This is a genomic window from Kordia aestuariivivens (assembly GCF_014397005.1).
Taxonomy (GTDB): domain Bacteria; phylum Bacteroidota; class Bacteroidia; order Flavobacteriales; family Flavobacteriaceae; genus Kordia; species Kordia aestuariivivens.
This window is the reverse complement of sequence record NZ_JACGWS010000003.1, coordinates 197,476-213,748: the sequence shown is the minus strand read 5'-3', so window position 1 is coordinate 213,748 and position 16,273 is coordinate 197,476. Positions and strand designations below refer to the sequence as shown.

Here is a 16,273-nt window from a genome sequence, read left to right as displayed (position 1 = left end):
GCACTATGAAATTAAAATTATACATCTTTATTATTGGTTTATGCTTTGTTTCTCAAATGAAAGCACAAGATCCAATATTTTCACAATACTTCTTAGTGCCACAAACGTTGAATCCTGGATTTTCTGGATTTATGGAAACTACACACATGGGAATTGTTCACAGAACACAATGGCCAGCTCTTGGTTTACAAATTGACACCAATTATGCCTTTGCAAGCACTTGGTTTCCTGAAGCAAATAGTGGTGTTGGAATTAGTTTTTTAAATCAACGTGAAAGTCAAAGTGGTTACGTTTTTTCTCAGTTTAATGTAAATTATGCGTATCAAGTACAGTTGAGCGACGATTGGTATTTTAGACCCGGAATTGAAGTGGGACGCGGTTGGAAGAATCTTGGTTTTCAAGGATTACTTTTGGAAGATCAAATTAATATACAAACCAATGTAATTAGTGCTTCATCTATAGATTTGTTATCACTAAATGACGGAGCAATTGGTTTTTGGGACATTTCTGCTGGACTTTTGTTTAATACCGAACAAGCTTGGATAGGTATTTCGGCAAAACATTTGAACAGACCTAATATTTCATTGACACTAGGCGGAAATGTTCCGCTGGAAACGTTCTTCTCTATTAGTGCAGGATACGAATTTCTGGTGACGGATTTTATTGATATTCGATTTTTACCTTTTGAAACCCGGTTGATGGTTACAGGAAATTTCATGCGTCAAGGACAATTCAATCGCTTTGACATTGGAACTTCGCTTTCTGTTGGACGTTTCTTTTTAGGGTCAATATTGGTTACCAATCCTTCTAAAAATAGCGGAAACAGTCATTTATTAACGTCTGTGAACACGTTTCTAGGTTTACAGTACACCAACTTCCGATTTGGTGTCTCATACGACTTTAACACCTCTAAAATTGGTCGTACTGGTGGTATCTATGAACTTTCATTAACCTATCAATTTGATTCGGAAGCCAAAAGATGTTATGGTTGCCCTGATTATCAGAAATAGTTGACTAAAATCAATACCTTCTTTCTTTTAAGGTAAAGTAGTACATTTGTTTTATGCGTTTTAGAAAACTACTTTTTGGTTTGGGTTGTATTGTAACATTTTTATTTCTGTTATGGTCTTCGCTTATATTAGTTTCATTGTTTCTACTTATAGTACTTGATTCTTTGACCCTACAAATGAGTGCCCGTTATTTAAAAAAGCGCATTCCTGACATGGTATATAAAGCAATACGATACATTTATGGTACGCTTGCTTTTATTTTTATTGTTATCTTGATACGAACCTTTGTTTTTGATATTTATTATGTGCCTTCAAGTTCAATGGAAAAAACATTATTTCCAGGCGATTATGTGTTGGTCAATAAAATAGCGTACGGTGCAAAAGTTCCAACGTATTTTGCAGATATTCCTGTAATTGGTGCGCTTTTAAAAGAACCCTATCTTTCTTCTAAAAACGGTCGGTATACAAAATTGAAAGCTTTTAAAGAGTTCCAAAGAGAAGATCTTATTGTTTTTAAATCTGTAGAAAAAAAGAACAGTTTACTCATTAAGCGACTTATTGGAATGCCCGGCGACACCTTAGAAATTGTAAACTCGACGGTCTTTATTAATGGTCAATTATTGACCAAAATGGAGTTTTTTAGTTATCGTTATTTAGATAGTTTGGGAAGAATTGAAACCTATACTAATAAAGAGTTTGATACACTTTCTCGAAGCCATAAAGCAGCTTTACAAAAAATGATTGTCACTAAAGCGATCTTTCCTTTTTCCAAACAGAAAGAATGGACTATTGATAATTACGGGCCTATTATTATTCCTAAAAAAGGAATGACAATTTCATTGACTCAGGAAAATATTGCTCTTTATAAACACAACATTCACGATTACGAAACTGAACTAAAAATGCTTTCTGAAAATACTGTATCAGATTATACATTTAAACATAATTATTATTTTGCATTGGGTGATAATCGTCATAATTCAATAGATTCTCGGATCTACGGATTCATTCCAGAAAATTATATTCAAGGAAAAATGGCGGCTGTGATTTTTAGAGATTAATTGTGAAAATCATCTTTTCTTTAAGGTGAAAATTGGTAAGTATACTAAAATCCCAAAGAGCGAAAATAATAATCCTCCAATGGTTCCGACACCTAATGCAAACCAAAATACTTCCTGTTGTCCGTCTTTAATGAAAGGAATAAATCCTAGTTGTGTAGAGACAATTGTAAATACAATTGGGATTATTTTTTGTTGAAATGCTTCTAGATATAAAAGAATGTGATCGCGTGCTGGAAATTGTTTTTTCAACACATTAAATCCGTTTATGATAAAAATAGACGCATTCACCGTAATTCCGCTTAATAGTATAAAACTTGCCATTCCACCTTGATCAAAATTAAAATCAAACAGATAAAAGGTAAGAAATACTCCGATGAATGCTATTGGGATGATGCTTAAGATAATGAACGGTTGCGTGAGACTTTCAAATAAAACAGCGCAGATAAGATAGATAATTCCCATCACTAACAGTAATAAGTAAAAGTAGTTTGTGTTACTTTTTGAGTCGGAATACCAGGCATCATCAGTATAATTAAATGTGTAACCCAACGGTAGTTTTTCGCGAATTTCTATGATTTTTTCATTGACGCTTTGCACTCCAAATTTGGTAGCTCCAATGTATTGAAATTCGACGCGCTGTATGTATTCTTGATTTTCCTTGTAAATGTTTTCAGCTTCGCGTTGTTTGTATATCGTTGCGCTATTTTTTAGCGTTATAGGCGCTTTTTCTTCATCAATTATCATATTCGTTATATGCCAGCGTTGCGCGCGCTTAGAAGTCTCAGAAATAAGTCGCACCGGCATGTATTTCCCTTGGATTTGTATGGATAGATCCTGACGTTTAGAAAGTGTCAACGTTTCCAGTTCTGATAATACATCTAACGGAGTTATATTGGCTAACGCAAGTTGTTTTTTATCTAATAAAAAATGATATTCATAGGAAGGTTTTTTGTTCCTATTAGTATTTTCACGCACTTGTACATTTTGGATTCTCGGATGTTTTTGCAACATTATTTTTAATGTATCTGCCCAATTGGTGAGCATATCATAGTTGTACCCTTTTCCACTTAGTGAAAAATCGATGAGTTCCGTTGCACTATTTCCTGCTCTAAATCCGTTGCCGACACCATGAATACTCCAGGTAATCCCACCAAAGTTCTTTGTTTTTGCAATCAATCGAGATTTTAATATAAAAGGAAACCCAGTTTCTTTATAGGCATCTTTAAATGTAATTTCTATCTGAGCATTATCAGGATTGTACACATACGTGGTGAATTGTTGTAACTCATTATAGGATTGCAAATCGTTTTCAAGCATTAAAAACACTTCATTCATTTGATGTACCGTAGCACCTTTTTCCATCGCTGCTGAGATATACAATTTGGTTTCTTCATTTTCATCATAAAAAGAACTATCAAACACATATTGAGAGAATAATCGGAATGATCCGCCTAAATAACGATCTACATACGGACGCACATGTTCTTTGTACCAACTATTTCCTATGGACGAATTATACGCTTTTTCATACCACGTTTCATTATTTTCCAATTGTTGTGGCAACATAAAAAAAGGAATTCCAAAAAGTACAATGATCAACGTAATGACTGTTTTTTTAAACCTTATTAGCACGGTAATCATTTTGTGGTAAAAGCTGTAAAATCTATTCTTTATAAATCCTTGTGGAAGCTGTTTATCTTTTACAGATAGCTTTATTTTTTCTAACAAAGCAGGAATTAGAAATAACGCAATACATAACGATACCACGAGATTGATAATGATTACATACGCGAAATCAATTAAATTTGCTTTGTACCGATCTTCTAAAAAATAAATAACCGATAACGCGCCAATTGTTGTCAAAGTAGAAGCGAGTATCGGTATAAATACATTCTTATGGTGTTGATGTCGGATATGATTAATCATCACAATACTATTGTCTATAATGAGTCCGAGTGAAATGGTAATGCCCGCTAAAGAATACAGTTGCAATTCTATTGAAAATGCATAGTACAGTATAAAAGCAATACTAATGTTTGCTATAATAGATAGTAATGTCACAAAAAGATACTTAAAGCTTCTACTCACAATCAAAATGAACACTAATAATATCAATACGGTATACAGTGTGCGCTCATACACTTTGCCTAGTTCTTGACGCAAATACGTGGTACTATCGTATGTTTTTATGATTTGGTAGCCAGTAGGCAATTGTTTTTCTAGGGTTAAAAGCGTATTGTGTACTACTTCTGCAAGTGCTAATGTATTTGCGTTTTTTGTAGCATATACGGCTAATGTAATGGCATCTTTCCCATTGACTCTATAATACCGTTGTTTTTCTTGAGACGCTTTTTGAATACGCGCAACTTCGTCCAAATGTATAATTTTATCATTCACTTTTTTAATAGGAATGTGCCAATTTACAGTTGTTTTTGAAGGTTGAACAATCAATGAACTATAGGCATTCTGATAGTTTACAATGCCTAATGAATGCTTTGCAAAAAATTGTCTTAATGCCGTCACGACCTCTTGTTTTGACAATTGTAACACATCTAATAGCTCATTCTTGTAGGTAATACGGTATTCTAACGGAGTTGCTCCATAAAGCTGAACGTTATCTACATTTGTGATGGCGCCAACTGCAGGAAGCAATTGTGATGTGACCACTTCTTGAATTGCCTGTGTAGGTTTTGGTGCATTGATACTATACGTAAGAAAGGCACTTTGTTGCTCCTCACTAGGTTTGTTAATTCTAATTGTTGGATACGAGGTTTGTTCAGGAAGTTGTTTGTACAACTGTCGTACAATTGTAGCGGTTTCAAAGCGAGCGACATCAATATCGGTATGCTTATCAAAATTCAACGTGATGTATCCGTAAGTTGTAGCACTTTTAGATTGAATATCTTCTACACCTTTCAATGTAGCAAAACCAGCTTCTAAAATTGATGAAACATCGCGTTCTAATACATACGGTGTGGCATTCATCAGTGAATAATTTACGGTAATAGATGGAAGTTTTGAAGTAGGATATAGTTGTAATGATATTTTAGGCAACAGAAATATGCCTACTAAAACTAGTATGATACATACTACATGTATTTTAAAAGATGATATTTTCATTATTGGAAATGATATCGATACATTTTATAGTTTATTTGGTATTACTACAAGGTATATAAATTATTGAGAAAATAATACTGCTAAAGTGCTACAAGAACTCAAAACAGCTTTTAATTTCTGATAATCAACACTATACATTTATTTTTTATAGAAAAACCTTACTTGAAATATGGCGTTTTATATTAAAAATCATAAAATTTAACGATATATTGTAAGTATAACCATATTAATAATTTTAAAAACTTACATTATGAAGAAGCTAATTTTTACAGCTGCTTTCGTAGCAGCCATCCTATTTACAGGAAGTTTATTATTTCAAGTTGAAAATATAGACGCGCAAACTCCTACTGATCCTGAACCCGTTGATGAAGTAATATTAGGGAGATGGATTAAAGTTTACACTGGTGATTCAACTCATGCATATGAAATGTGTGTACCATGTATTAATGGTTATGATTGTGATTGTGTAATTGGAACTATTAGAAGAAAGTAACAACGATAGTATTACAATACAATTCATTACTATTTCAAAAAAACTAGGTGTAAGATTTAAGTTAAACCATACTTCTCTGCACTCACTACCACGGTATATAAATTATTAACATATTAATGCCGCAAAAGTGCTGCAAGAAGCTGAAAAAATATTTGTTTACTGATAATCAACACTATACAGTTAAATATTACAGTAAAACCATACTTTCGATAAGGTCTTTTATAGCGTAAAATATAAAATTTAACAGTACATTGTAAGTATAACCATATTAATTATTTTAAAAACTTACATTATGAAAAAATTAATTATCAGAGTTGCTTTCGCAGCAGCTATCCTGTTTTCAGGAGTTATGTTATTTCAAATTGAAAATGTGGACGCACAAACAGATGCCCAAACAGTTGAGAGCAGATTAGGAAAATGGATTTCAATTTACCAAGGCGGTCAAAATCCTACACACCAAGAATGTATAGCACACTATACAGCAGAGTGCAGAACTGGTGACACAAGAAAGGTTCCAATTGCAGATGCAGGACCAGCTGTACCAATTAACAATTAATACATACAATTAAAAAATTGTAAATAAAGCATTGCACACAATCTCATCTCCATAACTATTTTAAAATAAATTGTTCCTTATTGTGATTCAATTATATAAAATAACTGTGGAGATGAGATTTGAATTATAAAAATGATATTGATACATTCTATTGGTTAAAAACCATACTTCTTTCCGCTCACGACTAGCTATAAAAATTATTAACATATTAATGCGATAAAAGTACTGCGAGAACGCGAGAACACTCTTTGTTTCTTGATAATCAATGTTATACGCTTAAATCTTACAGTAAAACCATACTATCGATAAGGTCTTTTATAGCATAAAAAATAAAATTTAACAGTACATTGTTAGTATAACCATATTAATAATATTAAAAACTTAAATTATGAAGAAATTAATTATTAGAGTTGCTTTCGCAGCAGCGATCCTGTTTTCAGGAGCTATGTTATTTCAAGTTGAAAATGTGGACGCACAAGACGCTACACACACAGATGCTGAGCCTGTAGATGCGTTTCCAGATTTAGGAAAATGGATTAAGATGTACAATGGTGACGGGGTTTATTGGAGAGACGAATGTTGGAAGCACACTGCAGATGAATGTAGAGTTGGACAGTGGAGAAAACCTCAGGCTGTGCCAGCCGGACCAGCAGTACCCGGTGGTAACTAATACATTTTAATTGCATGAAAAATTATAATAAACAGCTAAAACAATTACAATTGTTTTAGCTGTTTACCTATGTTATAGTAATTATACAACACAAAACTTCTTATACTCTTATTTTATGAAAAAGTATTCCTATAGCTTACTCATACTTTTCATTTGCATACTATCCTATTCTTGTAAAAAGGGAACTAATCATTCTACAGAAAACTATACACATACAATTACAATTAAAGATTCTTTAGACATCCGCCTGCCAGGAACGATAGATATTTATTTTTTCAAGAAAGATATTGACGACGATATTTTTTATGGATTACAGAAAAATGAGATCATTAAAATAGATTTAAAAGCAAAACAATTTATTGGAAAAATCGAAGTTCCAAGTTTTTATATAAGTTCTGAATTATCATCAATTCATGTCATCAATAAAGACAGTATTTTGGTCACTGATTCTCCAATATCTTTTCTTTTAATTGATGCCAAAGGAGAAGTTCTCAATAAATATACTATTGCAGAAAGTTCTTTACTGCCAGAAAACAGTCAAATATTCACGCCACCTTCATATATCAGACTTCAAGAAGATGGACAACATGTATACTTTCCAATTTTACATTATGCATATTTGAGCAGACCTTGGGAATACAAAAAAAATAACCGAATAGGTGTTTTAAACTTAACATCCGAAAAGGTTACAAAGTTCATCATTCCAACAGCAGAAAGTGCGTATATACCAAAAGGTTATAATTATCCTGATGACGTTCTAGAACCTAATCTTACCGTCGTAAACAACAGTATTATTGTTTCCTATCCGTACGATAATGTTATTGAAGTATATGACCTTTCGGGAGAATTTAAGTATCGAAAAAAAGTGTCTAGTCAATATATTTCGGAAGCTCCAAAACGTATGAAAATCAAAACGTATAAAGTCCACCAAAAAAGATGGAATCATCGAATTACCATGCCGTTTTATAACAATATCAACTTTCATGAAGCTATCGGATTGTATTCACGCATTGCATATCACGAGCAACCTTTAAAAATGAATGACGGAAAATTGAACGATGGAAGCAAACGAACTGCTTCTGTTATTTTGATGGATAAAAATTTCAATGTTGTTGGCGAAACCTTATTTGAAAATGGCTCGCTCGGCGTGTACAAATCAATTCCGTTGCCAGATGGTTATCTCATTGCGTCAAATCAAAAATACTGGAAACATGAAGATCAATTCATCTTTACAACGAGGCTTCAAATTGAAAAACTATGATGAAAAAGATACTCTTAGTATGTTGCTGCATTTCACTTTCTGGATGTGCGCCAAAGGAACCAAAATGTGAGTTCTACGAAGGTTTTTCATTCTACATGAAAGAAGAACATAAAGTGAAAATTACTGATGAATCGTCTAAAATTTATTATTTAATGCCATTAGCCGGATGCGAACCTTGCGTGGAATCAAACTTAGAAATGTTACAAACGATTCCTAAAAGCGATTCGTTACTCATCATTTTCATAGGAACTGCTGACATAGAAAAATACGCATTGGAAGCTGCGGCTTTAAAAACCAAACATCACTATTTAGAAGATATTGATAGAAATATTTCTAGCTACGAAACAAATTTTGGAAAACCGTTGCTGATTCATATCGAAAATGAAACATGTAAAGCGTATAACCAAATTACTGACTTAGAAGTAGAAGAAGCTAAAAGATATTTGGAAGAAAACATACACTAACGAGTTCTTTCTTAACAAAAAAAAACACTAAAATAATGTACAAAATCATCTTGCTTTTCGTCACGTTTTTTTTCTTTCTATCCTGTTCTGATACAAAAGAAACAGCTACGCATGACGAAAAAAGTGAGGAAGCAAAACGTGTTTCGCAACAGTTAAGTGTACAAACTACAAAAATAGATAGTGCCATTTTTCAAAAACAAACCATGTCTAATGGTGTTGTAGAAGCATTGCAAAAAAGTGAACTTCGCTTTAAAATCAGTGAACGCGTTGCTAGCATTCATGTAAAAAATGGAGGGTTTGTAACCAAAGGACAAGTATTGGCAACGCTAGACAATGCGATGTTAGAAAATCTGCTGGAAAGAGCGACTATTGACTTGGATAAAGCAAAACGGAATTTTATTGAAGAAAAAATAAACTATGGTTTTGGAGGTATTGACGAAAGTAAAATTGAACCAAAAAAATTAAAAAATATTTACCTAAGAAGCGGTTATACAGAAGCAAAAAACGCACTAGATAATGCGCAAATACAATACAATCAAACACTCTTAAAAGCGCCTTTTAGTGGCGTTGTTGCGAATTTAGAAAGCAAAGTAGGTGATTTTGTTACTTCTGGAGATATCTTCTGTATAATTATCAATAGAAAACAATTAGAAGTTTCGTTCGCTGTACTCGAAAATGAAATTCCTTTTTTAGAAACGAATCAAAAAATAACGGTGACTTCTTTTATTGATGAAAAGATGCACTATGAAGGAATTATCACAGAAATAAATCCGTTAGTAGATAGAAATGGACTTGTCAAAATAAAAGGTAGCATCCAAAAACCAACTGCTTCACTATTTGATGGAATGCATGTTAAAATACGCATCAATAAACCGCTAACTGACGTTTTAGTGATTCCGCGTGAAGCGGTAGTATTTCGCGAAGACAGAGAAGTTGTTTTTACGGCTGAAAATGGCAAAGCAAAATGGAATTACATAGAAATTCTGGATGAAAACAGCAAAAGTTATGCGTTACAAAAAGGCTTGAAATATGGCGATACTATTATTGTTACGGGGAATATGAACTTATCGCATGACGCAAAAATTTCGCCTACTTTTCAAGTGCATAAAGAAGAAAACCTACACGAATGATTCGGTTTTTAATTCACAAACCAATCGCTGTTTTTATGGTAACGCTTGCCTTGTTACTACTGGGCATTGTAGCGTCGCAACGCATTCCTACTTCTTTATTGCCCGATATTGACATTCCTGAAATTACGGTGCAACTTAGCTATCCAAATAATACGGCTCGGATCTTAGAAACCAACATCGTAAGACCGTTACGAAACCAATTGCTGCAAGTGGCAAACTTAGTTGACATTGAAACCCAAGCCAGAGACGGAATTGCAACACTTACACTGCGTTTTGCTTACGGAACCAACACTGATTATGCTTTTATAGAAACCAACGAAAAAGTAGATGCCGCGCTCAATCAGTTGCCGCGCGATATGAAAAGACCAACCGTTCTAAAAGCTTCCGCCACCGATATTCCGATACTAAATCTTACGGTTTCGTTAACTGAAAATTATACGTCAGCTCGGTTTCTCGCGTTAAGCGAATTTGCCGAAACAGTGATAAAAAAACGCATTGAACAACAACCCGATATTGCGTTGGCAGATATGAGCGGACAAGCACAACCCGAAATTATCATCACGCCGTATCAAGATAAACTCATTAGTTTAGGAATTTCAAATGAACTACTCGCCACTGCCATTCAAAGAAATAATTTTGAACTCGGAAATTTAACCATTCAAAACGGAATTTATCAATACAATTTCCTCTTTTCAAATCCTTTACGGACAAAGGAAAACATAGAAGATATTTATCTCAATATTTACGATAAACTATTTCAACTAAAAGAGTTGGCACATGTGTCCATTCAACCAAAACAAGAAAGAGGATTAGCGTATGCCAATGGAAAACGCGTGATTGTATTGGCGATTATAAAACAAGCAGATGCCAGAATGTATGAGCTAAAAGCATCTGTAGAAAAACTCATTCAAGCCTTTGAAAAAGAGTATCCCGATGTGCACTTTACCACCAACCAAGACCAAACCAAACTTTTACAATTGTCTATTGATAATTTAAAATCTAGTTTATGGATTGGAAGTATATTGGCAATATTAATTATGTTTTTCTTTCTGAAAGATTTCAAATCGCCATTAATCATTGCTATTAGCATTCCCACTTCGCTCATTATCAGTTTACTTTTTTTATACCTTTCGGGAAGATCTATAAATATCATTTCGCTCTCCGGATTGATTCTTGGCGTAGGAATGATGATTGATAATTCTATCATTGTCATTGATAATATTACACAAAAATTGGAAGCTGGACTCAATTTAGTAGAAGCTTGTGCAGCAGGAACAAACGAAATCATTTCTCCGCTGATCAGTGCCGTTTTAACAACGTGTTCTGTCTTTTTACCGCTGTTATTTTTAAGTGGCATCACAGGTACCTTATTCTTTGATCAAGCGTTGGCAGTTTCTATTGGTTTGGGAACTTCACTGTTGGTTTCTATCTTTCTAATTCCGCCTTTATACAAACAATTAAAAAGCAAAAAAATAAAGGTTCCGACTTGGTTTCGCATTCCGTTACAAACGCAGGTTGTTGAAAATTGGTATGAAAAAGGATATCGTTTTTTCTTTGCCAAAAAATGGATTGTGTATGGAATTTCCATCTTAAGTATTTGTGTTGCTATTGTATTGTTTAATGTAATGAAATACGAACAGTTGCCTGAAATTACACAAAATGAAACCATTCTTACCATTGATTGGAATGAACAAATTAATGTGACTGAAAATCAGCGTCGAATTCAAACTATTGTACAAAACATTCCAACACTTGAAACCACTTTTGCTCAAATTGGAGAACAACAATTTTTATTGCAACGAGAGAATATAAAAAGTTTGTCGGAAGCTTCCGTTTATTTAAAAACAACAACCCCAAAAGAATTAACTATTGTAAAAGAGCGCATCCGAGACTTATTACTAGAAAAATATACAGGAAGTACGTATAGCTTCAACAAACCAAAAACCATTTTTGAATATATTTTTAATACAAAAGAAGAAACGCTTGTTGCGGAAGTATTTTCAAAAGGAAAACTAGAAGTTCCTGAAGAAGAAAAAGTCAAAGAACTTACGCAATTGTTAGATAAAAAAAATACTGTGGATATTCCGTTGCAACAAACGGCCGTAATCCAAATTATTCATGAAAATGTAGCGTTGTATGATGTAAACTATAATTCGCTTATTAATGAACTCAAAGCCGCTTTTAGTCAAAATTTTATTGATGATTTAAAAACGGCAAAAAAGTTTATTCCGATCAAGCTAAATTACAATGTTTCCAATTTAGAAAATGTAATCAATCGTTTGTTTGTAAAGAATACAAACGGCGCGGATATTCCTATTAAAAACCTACTTAAAATTCAACGAATTCAGCAATACAAAACCATTACCGCGAACAGAAATGGTGAGTATTTAAGTTTTCCCATACAAAGTGAAGCAAACACAAAAGACAAAATGAAAACCATTGCAAACACCTTTAAAGAACATCCTGATGTGAACGTGCGATTTTCTGGAAGTTGGGCTGTAATTCAAGAATTGAAAAAAGAATTGTTAGTTGTCATTGTCATTGCAATTTTGTTACTCTATTTCATCATGGTTGCACAGTTTGAATCGTTGTGGCAACCGTTAATTATTTTACTTGAAATTCCTATTGATATTGGCGGCGCATTGCTTCTACTTTGGCTTTTTGGCGAATCGATCAATATCATGGCGGTGATCGGAATTATTGTCATGTGCGGCGTGATTATAAACGATAGTATTTTAAAAATTCACACCATTAATCTATTGAAAAAGCAAGGGCTTTCTATTGAAGACGCGATTAAAACTGGCGGAAAATTGCGCATAAAACCGATTGTAATGACATCACTCACCACTATTTTGGCGTTGCTTCCTTTTTTATTCATGAGCGGTTTAGGCGCTACCTTACAAAAACCATTGGCATTAACCGTTATTGGTGGCATGCTCATTGGTACGTTTATTAGTTTGTATTTTATTCCATTGTTATATAGTTATTTGCATCAAAAATTTGAGAAGTTACACTAATTCATTTTTCACCTTTTACGGACTAACCTTCAAATACCGCTATTCCTTATGGTAAAAAAATACGGTTTTTCTTTCAAAACTCAATTATTTCATAAATAAATGCAAACATTAAAAAGTGTATGGTTTTCCCGTAAACCTGGAGTATACCTCTCAAGAATGTTTCTTTTTGTTTAACTTTTTTGGGTTCATTCAGAAGAAAGCTTAAACAAGAAATAGGTGTTTGATGTTAATTTTTAGCATATTATTTCATTTCTAATAAATGGCAAACAATAGTACGGTTTTCACTTACCTTAAACGAGACAAATAACACGTTAACAATTTTTGAAACAAACTATTTCCTAAAAATACCGTTATATTTATATAAGAACCTACCCCAAACTTGATATGAGAAAACTATTCGTTGTATTCAAAAAAATAATACCAATCTGTTTTTTATTGGCGGCTACACTTAGTATTGGTCAACAAAAAAATAATAAGTTAAAAAAGAATCTTATAAGTTCTGACCAAATTGAGCTAGAAAGACACTTTCAAATACTTAATTCTGCAATTAACACTGTTGATTCTGCAAAAATCTATAATGATATAGCTAGTGTACATCTCAAATCTAAATACTATTTAGCAGTTCCAAAATACGATAGCGTCCGTTATTATGGTAATAAATCATTACAATTAACAAAAAGTGATAAAACTACAGAAGGAATTCAACAGTACTTAAGATCTCTAAATAGAATAGGTAATGCATACAAAAATGAAGGTTATATATCCAAGGCTTCAGAAAACTTTAATAAAATTCTGAACATCACAGAAAATATTTCCAATCCTTCCAATTTTTATGAAGCTAGACAATCAGCTACTACTGAAATTGCATCTTTTTTTGCCGCACAAGAAAATTTTGAATTAGCAATTAACCAGTATACCTCTTTGTTTGAGTATATAAAAGACAAAAATATTGATGAAAAAAAAATCTCCGCTATCGTTTTTCTAAAATTTGGGCGCTTTCATAGAAAGATTGGGCGCATGGATATTGCACTTCAATATGCATACAAAGCAAAAGAAGTCGCAACTAGAAATGATTCCTTTATTAGGGTTGCCATGGCATATTTGGAATTGGCATTCATAAAATTTGAAAACCATGAAACTAAAGAAGTTGATCTGTTTTTAGCAAAAGCTGTTGATTTATTGAAAAACCCTAAATACATTGGGTTACTTGCTGAATATTATTATATAAAAGCATTAATAGCAGATAGAAATACTAATGTTTTTGAAAAAATTCAGAATGCCGAAAAAGCATTTGAACTACTCAACAAACAAACAGTTTCTAAAAAGCACATTACCGTTGGTAACCTGTTGTATGAAGCCTATAAAGAAAATGGAGATTTTCAAAAAGCAATAGCTATCGTAGAAGATACTAGAACTTTAGAAAAAATTATTTCAAATAATGAAGAGCTAAAGAAAAGTGCCTTTTCAGAGATTACGCGAAGAGATACTAATATTGTATTTGAACAAAATAAGAGTCAAACCAAAAGTAATGTGATCCTATTTGTCATATTGCTTTTTATTATGGCTGTTATTACGACTATATACTTCTTTAAAGACCGCCAAAAGAAAATTAGATTATCAATGATCATTGCCAAAAAAAATGAACAGTTAAAACAATTAAATGAAGCAAAATCACAATTTTTTTCCAATATCACACACGAATTGCAAACACCGTTGACGCTCATTGCTGGACCTTTGGAACAAGTATTAAACGAAAACAAAGAACCATTAGATCCTATTACAAAAGGAAAATTACAAATGGTCATGAATAATACAAATGCATTGAAAACACTGATCAATGATATTCTAGACTTATCAAAACTGAAAGCAAAGAAGCTGAAACTGAATGCACAAAGTACAAATTTGGATACTTTTTTCAATACCACTACGCAAAAGTTTATTCAGTTAACAAAACAAAAAGACATTTCATTTGAGTATTGCTTTAAGGATTTAGAAGATTTTCATGCCATTGTAGATACAAAAAAACTAGAAAAAATCATTAACAATTTACTTTCCAATGCAATTAAATATACGCAGTTGGACGGTGCTATTTCTGTACTCGGTACATTGACGAAAAAAAATCAGTTAAAACTTATTGTAAAAGATACAGGTGTTGGAATTTCGGCAGCAGATATTCCTCAAATTTTTGATCGTTATTTTCAAACCAGTGATACTACAAAACCTTTAGAAGGCGGATCGGGTATTGGATTGTCGTTAGTAAAAGAGTTGGTGGAATTGATGAACGGGAAAGTTACCGTAGAAAGTGAGTTGGGACAAGGAAGTACGTTTACCATAACGATGCCTGTTAAAAAAGCTACAACAAAACTATCCGAAAATTATTCCAATACTGAATTTTTAAACACTGACATTTCACTCGATCATCTACAATTAGAAACAGAGTTTAAAGTAAAAAAACATACCGTCCTAATTGTAGAAGATCATACCGAAATGCAAGAATTTATTGCTTCTATTTTACAAAAACGATATAAATTAATTATTGTAAACAACGGCAAAGAAGCCCTAGAAAAGTTACAAACAAACACCGTAGACCTCATTGTCTCAGATATAATGATGCCTGTAATGGATGGTTTTACCTTATTAGGAATGATAAAACAGTCGGAAACCTATTATGATATTCCTATTATTATGCTCACCGCTTTAGCTGAAATCAATTATAAGTTAAAAGCGTTAACGGTTGGCGCTGATGATTATTTGACCAAACCGTTTGTTTCTAAAGAACTTTTAGCCAGAACACATAATTTACTAGAACGCTATATAACTCGTAAAAAAATAAAAGCAGAAACCATAGCACAAGAAGATGCTTTGGAAGAGTTACTTACTAAAACTGATGATGAAACCAACGTTTTAACCAGTATTGACCATAGAAAACATACCAAAACAGACATAGAATTGATTGCCAAAGTAGCCAAACTTATTGAGCAAAACATAGACAATCCTGATTTTAAATTAAATGATCTCTCGGAAAAAGTATTCTTAGGCGAACGACAACTGAGAAGAAAAATAAAACTCATCACGGGTTTAAGCACTAAAAAGTTTCAGCAAGAAATTCAGTTGCTAAAAGCGAGAAGATTATTAGAAGAAGATACCTATGGTAATGTAACAGCAGTTGCTATATCCGTTGGGATGGACAATGTAACACGGTTTAGTAAATTGTATGTGGCTCGATTTGGAAAGCATCCTGCTGATTATTTTTAAGATTAAAATGCTTTCTTTGAGATTACAACCTTTATACTTCTTCTGTTTACTATATCACATAAAAAAGAGTTTGTCTAAAAAGTCTTGAAAAGCGTCATTCAGAATTAAATTCAGAATCTCAACGCACTAATTTTCAAGGATTATGTGAAACTAAATCAAGTTCAGCTTGACGAAAATTATACTTTTCAGACAGCCTCTTAACCAGTTTTCTTCTTTGATCAATATTTTAAAATTAC

11 protein-coding genes are annotated in these 16,273 nt (G+C 32.8%); 10 read left to right on the top strand and 1 reads right to left on the bottom strand.

The genetic code is table 11. The annotated features are described in order from the left end of the window. The first annotated feature begins 5 nt into the window (after window positions 1-5). Window positions 6-1,010, top strand: coding sequence for a PorP/SprF family type IX secretion system membrane protein (locus H2O64_RS06440; protein ID WP_187561345.1), 1,005 nt, complete (start codon window positions 6-8; stop codon window positions 1,008-1,010). A 212-nt stretch (window positions 1,011-1,222) separates the two neighbouring features. Further along, window positions 1,223-2,071, top strand: coding sequence for a signal peptidase I (gene lepB, locus H2O64_RS06435; RefSeq protein ID WP_187561344.1), 849 nt, complete (start codon window positions 1,223-1,225; stop codon window positions 2,069-2,071). A 9-nt stretch (window positions 2,072-2,080) separates the two neighbouring features. Here the strand turns inward: lepB and H2O64_RS06430 are convergent, their stop codons facing one another. After that, complete coding sequence (locus H2O64_RS06430; RefSeq protein WP_187561343.1) at window positions 2,081-5,191, bottom strand: efflux RND transporter permease subunit; 3,111 nt, start codon at window positions 5,189-5,191, stop codon at window positions 2,081-2,083. Window positions 5,192-5,441: 250 nt separating this feature from the next. Here H2O64_RS06430 and H2O64_RS06425 point away from each other — a divergent pair, with 250 nt between their 5' ends. From H2O64_RS06425 to H2O64_RS06390, 8 genes are all read left to right on the top strand, one after another. After that, window positions 5,442-5,684 (top strand): hypothetical protein, encoded by a 243-nt coding sequence (locus tag H2O64_RS06425; RefSeq protein WP_187561342.1) that lies wholly within the window; start codon window positions 5,442-5,444, stop codon window positions 5,682-5,684. Between the two features lie 292 nt (window positions 5,685-5,976). After that, complete coding sequence (locus tag H2O64_RS06420; protein WP_187561341.1) at window positions 5,977-6,240, top strand: hypothetical protein; 264 nt, start codon at window positions 5,977-5,979, stop codon at window positions 6,238-6,240. A gap of 388 nt (window positions 6,241-6,628) precedes the next feature. After that, window positions 6,629-6,910: a hypothetical protein gene (locus H2O64_RS06415; RefSeq protein ID WP_187561340.1), complete on the top strand. Its 282-nt coding sequence runs from the start codon at window positions 6,629-6,631 to the stop codon at window positions 6,908-6,910. 115 nt (window positions 6,911-7,025) lie between these two features. Continuing rightward, the gene (locus H2O64_RS06410; protein WP_187561339.1) at window positions 7,026-8,171 is read left to right on the top strand and encodes a DUF4221 family protein; all 1,146 of its coding nucleotides are present in this window, start codon (window positions 7,026-7,028) and stop codon (window positions 8,169-8,171) included. Further along, a complete protein-coding gene (locus tag H2O64_RS06405) occupies window positions 8,168-8,635 on the top strand; it encodes a hypothetical protein (protein ID WP_187561338.1) in 468 nt (155 codons plus the stop codon). Before H2O64_RS06410 ends, H2O64_RS06405 begins: the two co-directional genes overlap by 4 nt. Window positions 8,636-8,670: 35 nt before the next feature. After that, complete coding sequence (locus H2O64_RS06400) at window positions 8,671-9,765, top strand: efflux RND transporter periplasmic adaptor subunit (protein WP_187561337.1); 1,095 nt, start codon at window positions 8,671-8,673, stop codon at window positions 9,763-9,765. Then, window positions 9,762-12,782 carry an efflux RND transporter permease subunit gene (locus H2O64_RS06395; protein WP_187561336.1) on the top strand — a complete coding sequence of 1,007 codons (3,021 nt, stop codon included), beginning with the start codon at window positions 9,762-9,764 and terminating at the stop codon, window positions 12,780-12,782. The genes H2O64_RS06400 and H2O64_RS06395 overlap by 4 nt, the downstream gene beginning before the upstream one ends. Window positions 12,783-13,166: 384 nt before the next feature. Next, window positions 13,167-16,037 (top strand): hybrid sensor histidine kinase/response regulator transcription factor, encoded by a 2,871-nt coding sequence (locus H2O64_RS06390; protein ID WP_187561335.1) that lies wholly within the window; start codon window positions 13,167-13,169, stop codon window positions 16,035-16,037. Window positions 16,038-16,273 lie beyond the last annotated feature (236 nt).

Excerpts from the sequence above, each read along its gene's own strand:
- H2O64_RS06440 (WP_187561345.1), top strand. The coding sequence starts at position 6 with ATGAAATTAAAATTATACATCTTTATTATTGGTTTATGCTTTGTTTCT.
- lepB (WP_187561344.1), top strand. The coding sequence starts at position 1,223 with ATGGTATATAAAGCAATACGATACATTTATGGTACGCTTGCTTTTATT.
- H2O64_RS06430 (WP_187561343.1), bottom strand. The coding sequence starts at position 5,191 with ATGAAAATATCATCTTTTAAAATACATGTAGTATGTATCATACTAGTT.
- H2O64_RS06425 (WP_187561342.1), top strand. The coding sequence starts at position 5,442 with ATGAAGAAGCTAATTTTTACAGCTGCTTTCGTAGCAGCCATCCTATTT.
- H2O64_RS06420 (WP_187561341.1), top strand. The coding sequence starts at position 5,977 with ATGAAAAAATTAATTATCAGAGTTGCTTTCGCAGCAGCTATCCTGTTT.
- H2O64_RS06415 (WP_187561340.1), top strand. The coding sequence starts at position 6,629 with ATGAAGAAATTAATTATTAGAGTTGCTTTCGCAGCAGCGATCCTGTTT.
- H2O64_RS06410 (WP_187561339.1), top strand. The coding sequence starts at position 7,026 with ATGAAAAAGTATTCCTATAGCTTACTCATACTTTTCATTTGCATACTA.
- H2O64_RS06405 (WP_187561338.1), top strand. The coding sequence starts at position 8,168 with ATGATGAAAAAGATACTCTTAGTATGTTGCTGCATTTCACTTTCTGGA.
- H2O64_RS06400 (WP_187561337.1), top strand. The coding sequence starts at position 8,671 with ATGTACAAAATCATCTTGCTTTTCGTCACGTTTTTTTTCTTTCTATCC.
- H2O64_RS06395 (WP_187561336.1), top strand. The coding sequence starts at position 9,762 with ATGATTCGGTTTTTAATTCACAAACCAATCGCTGTTTTTATGGTAACG.
- H2O64_RS06390 (WP_187561335.1), top strand. The coding sequence starts at position 13,167 with ATGAGAAAACTATTCGTTGTATTCAAAAAAATAATACCAATCTGTTTT.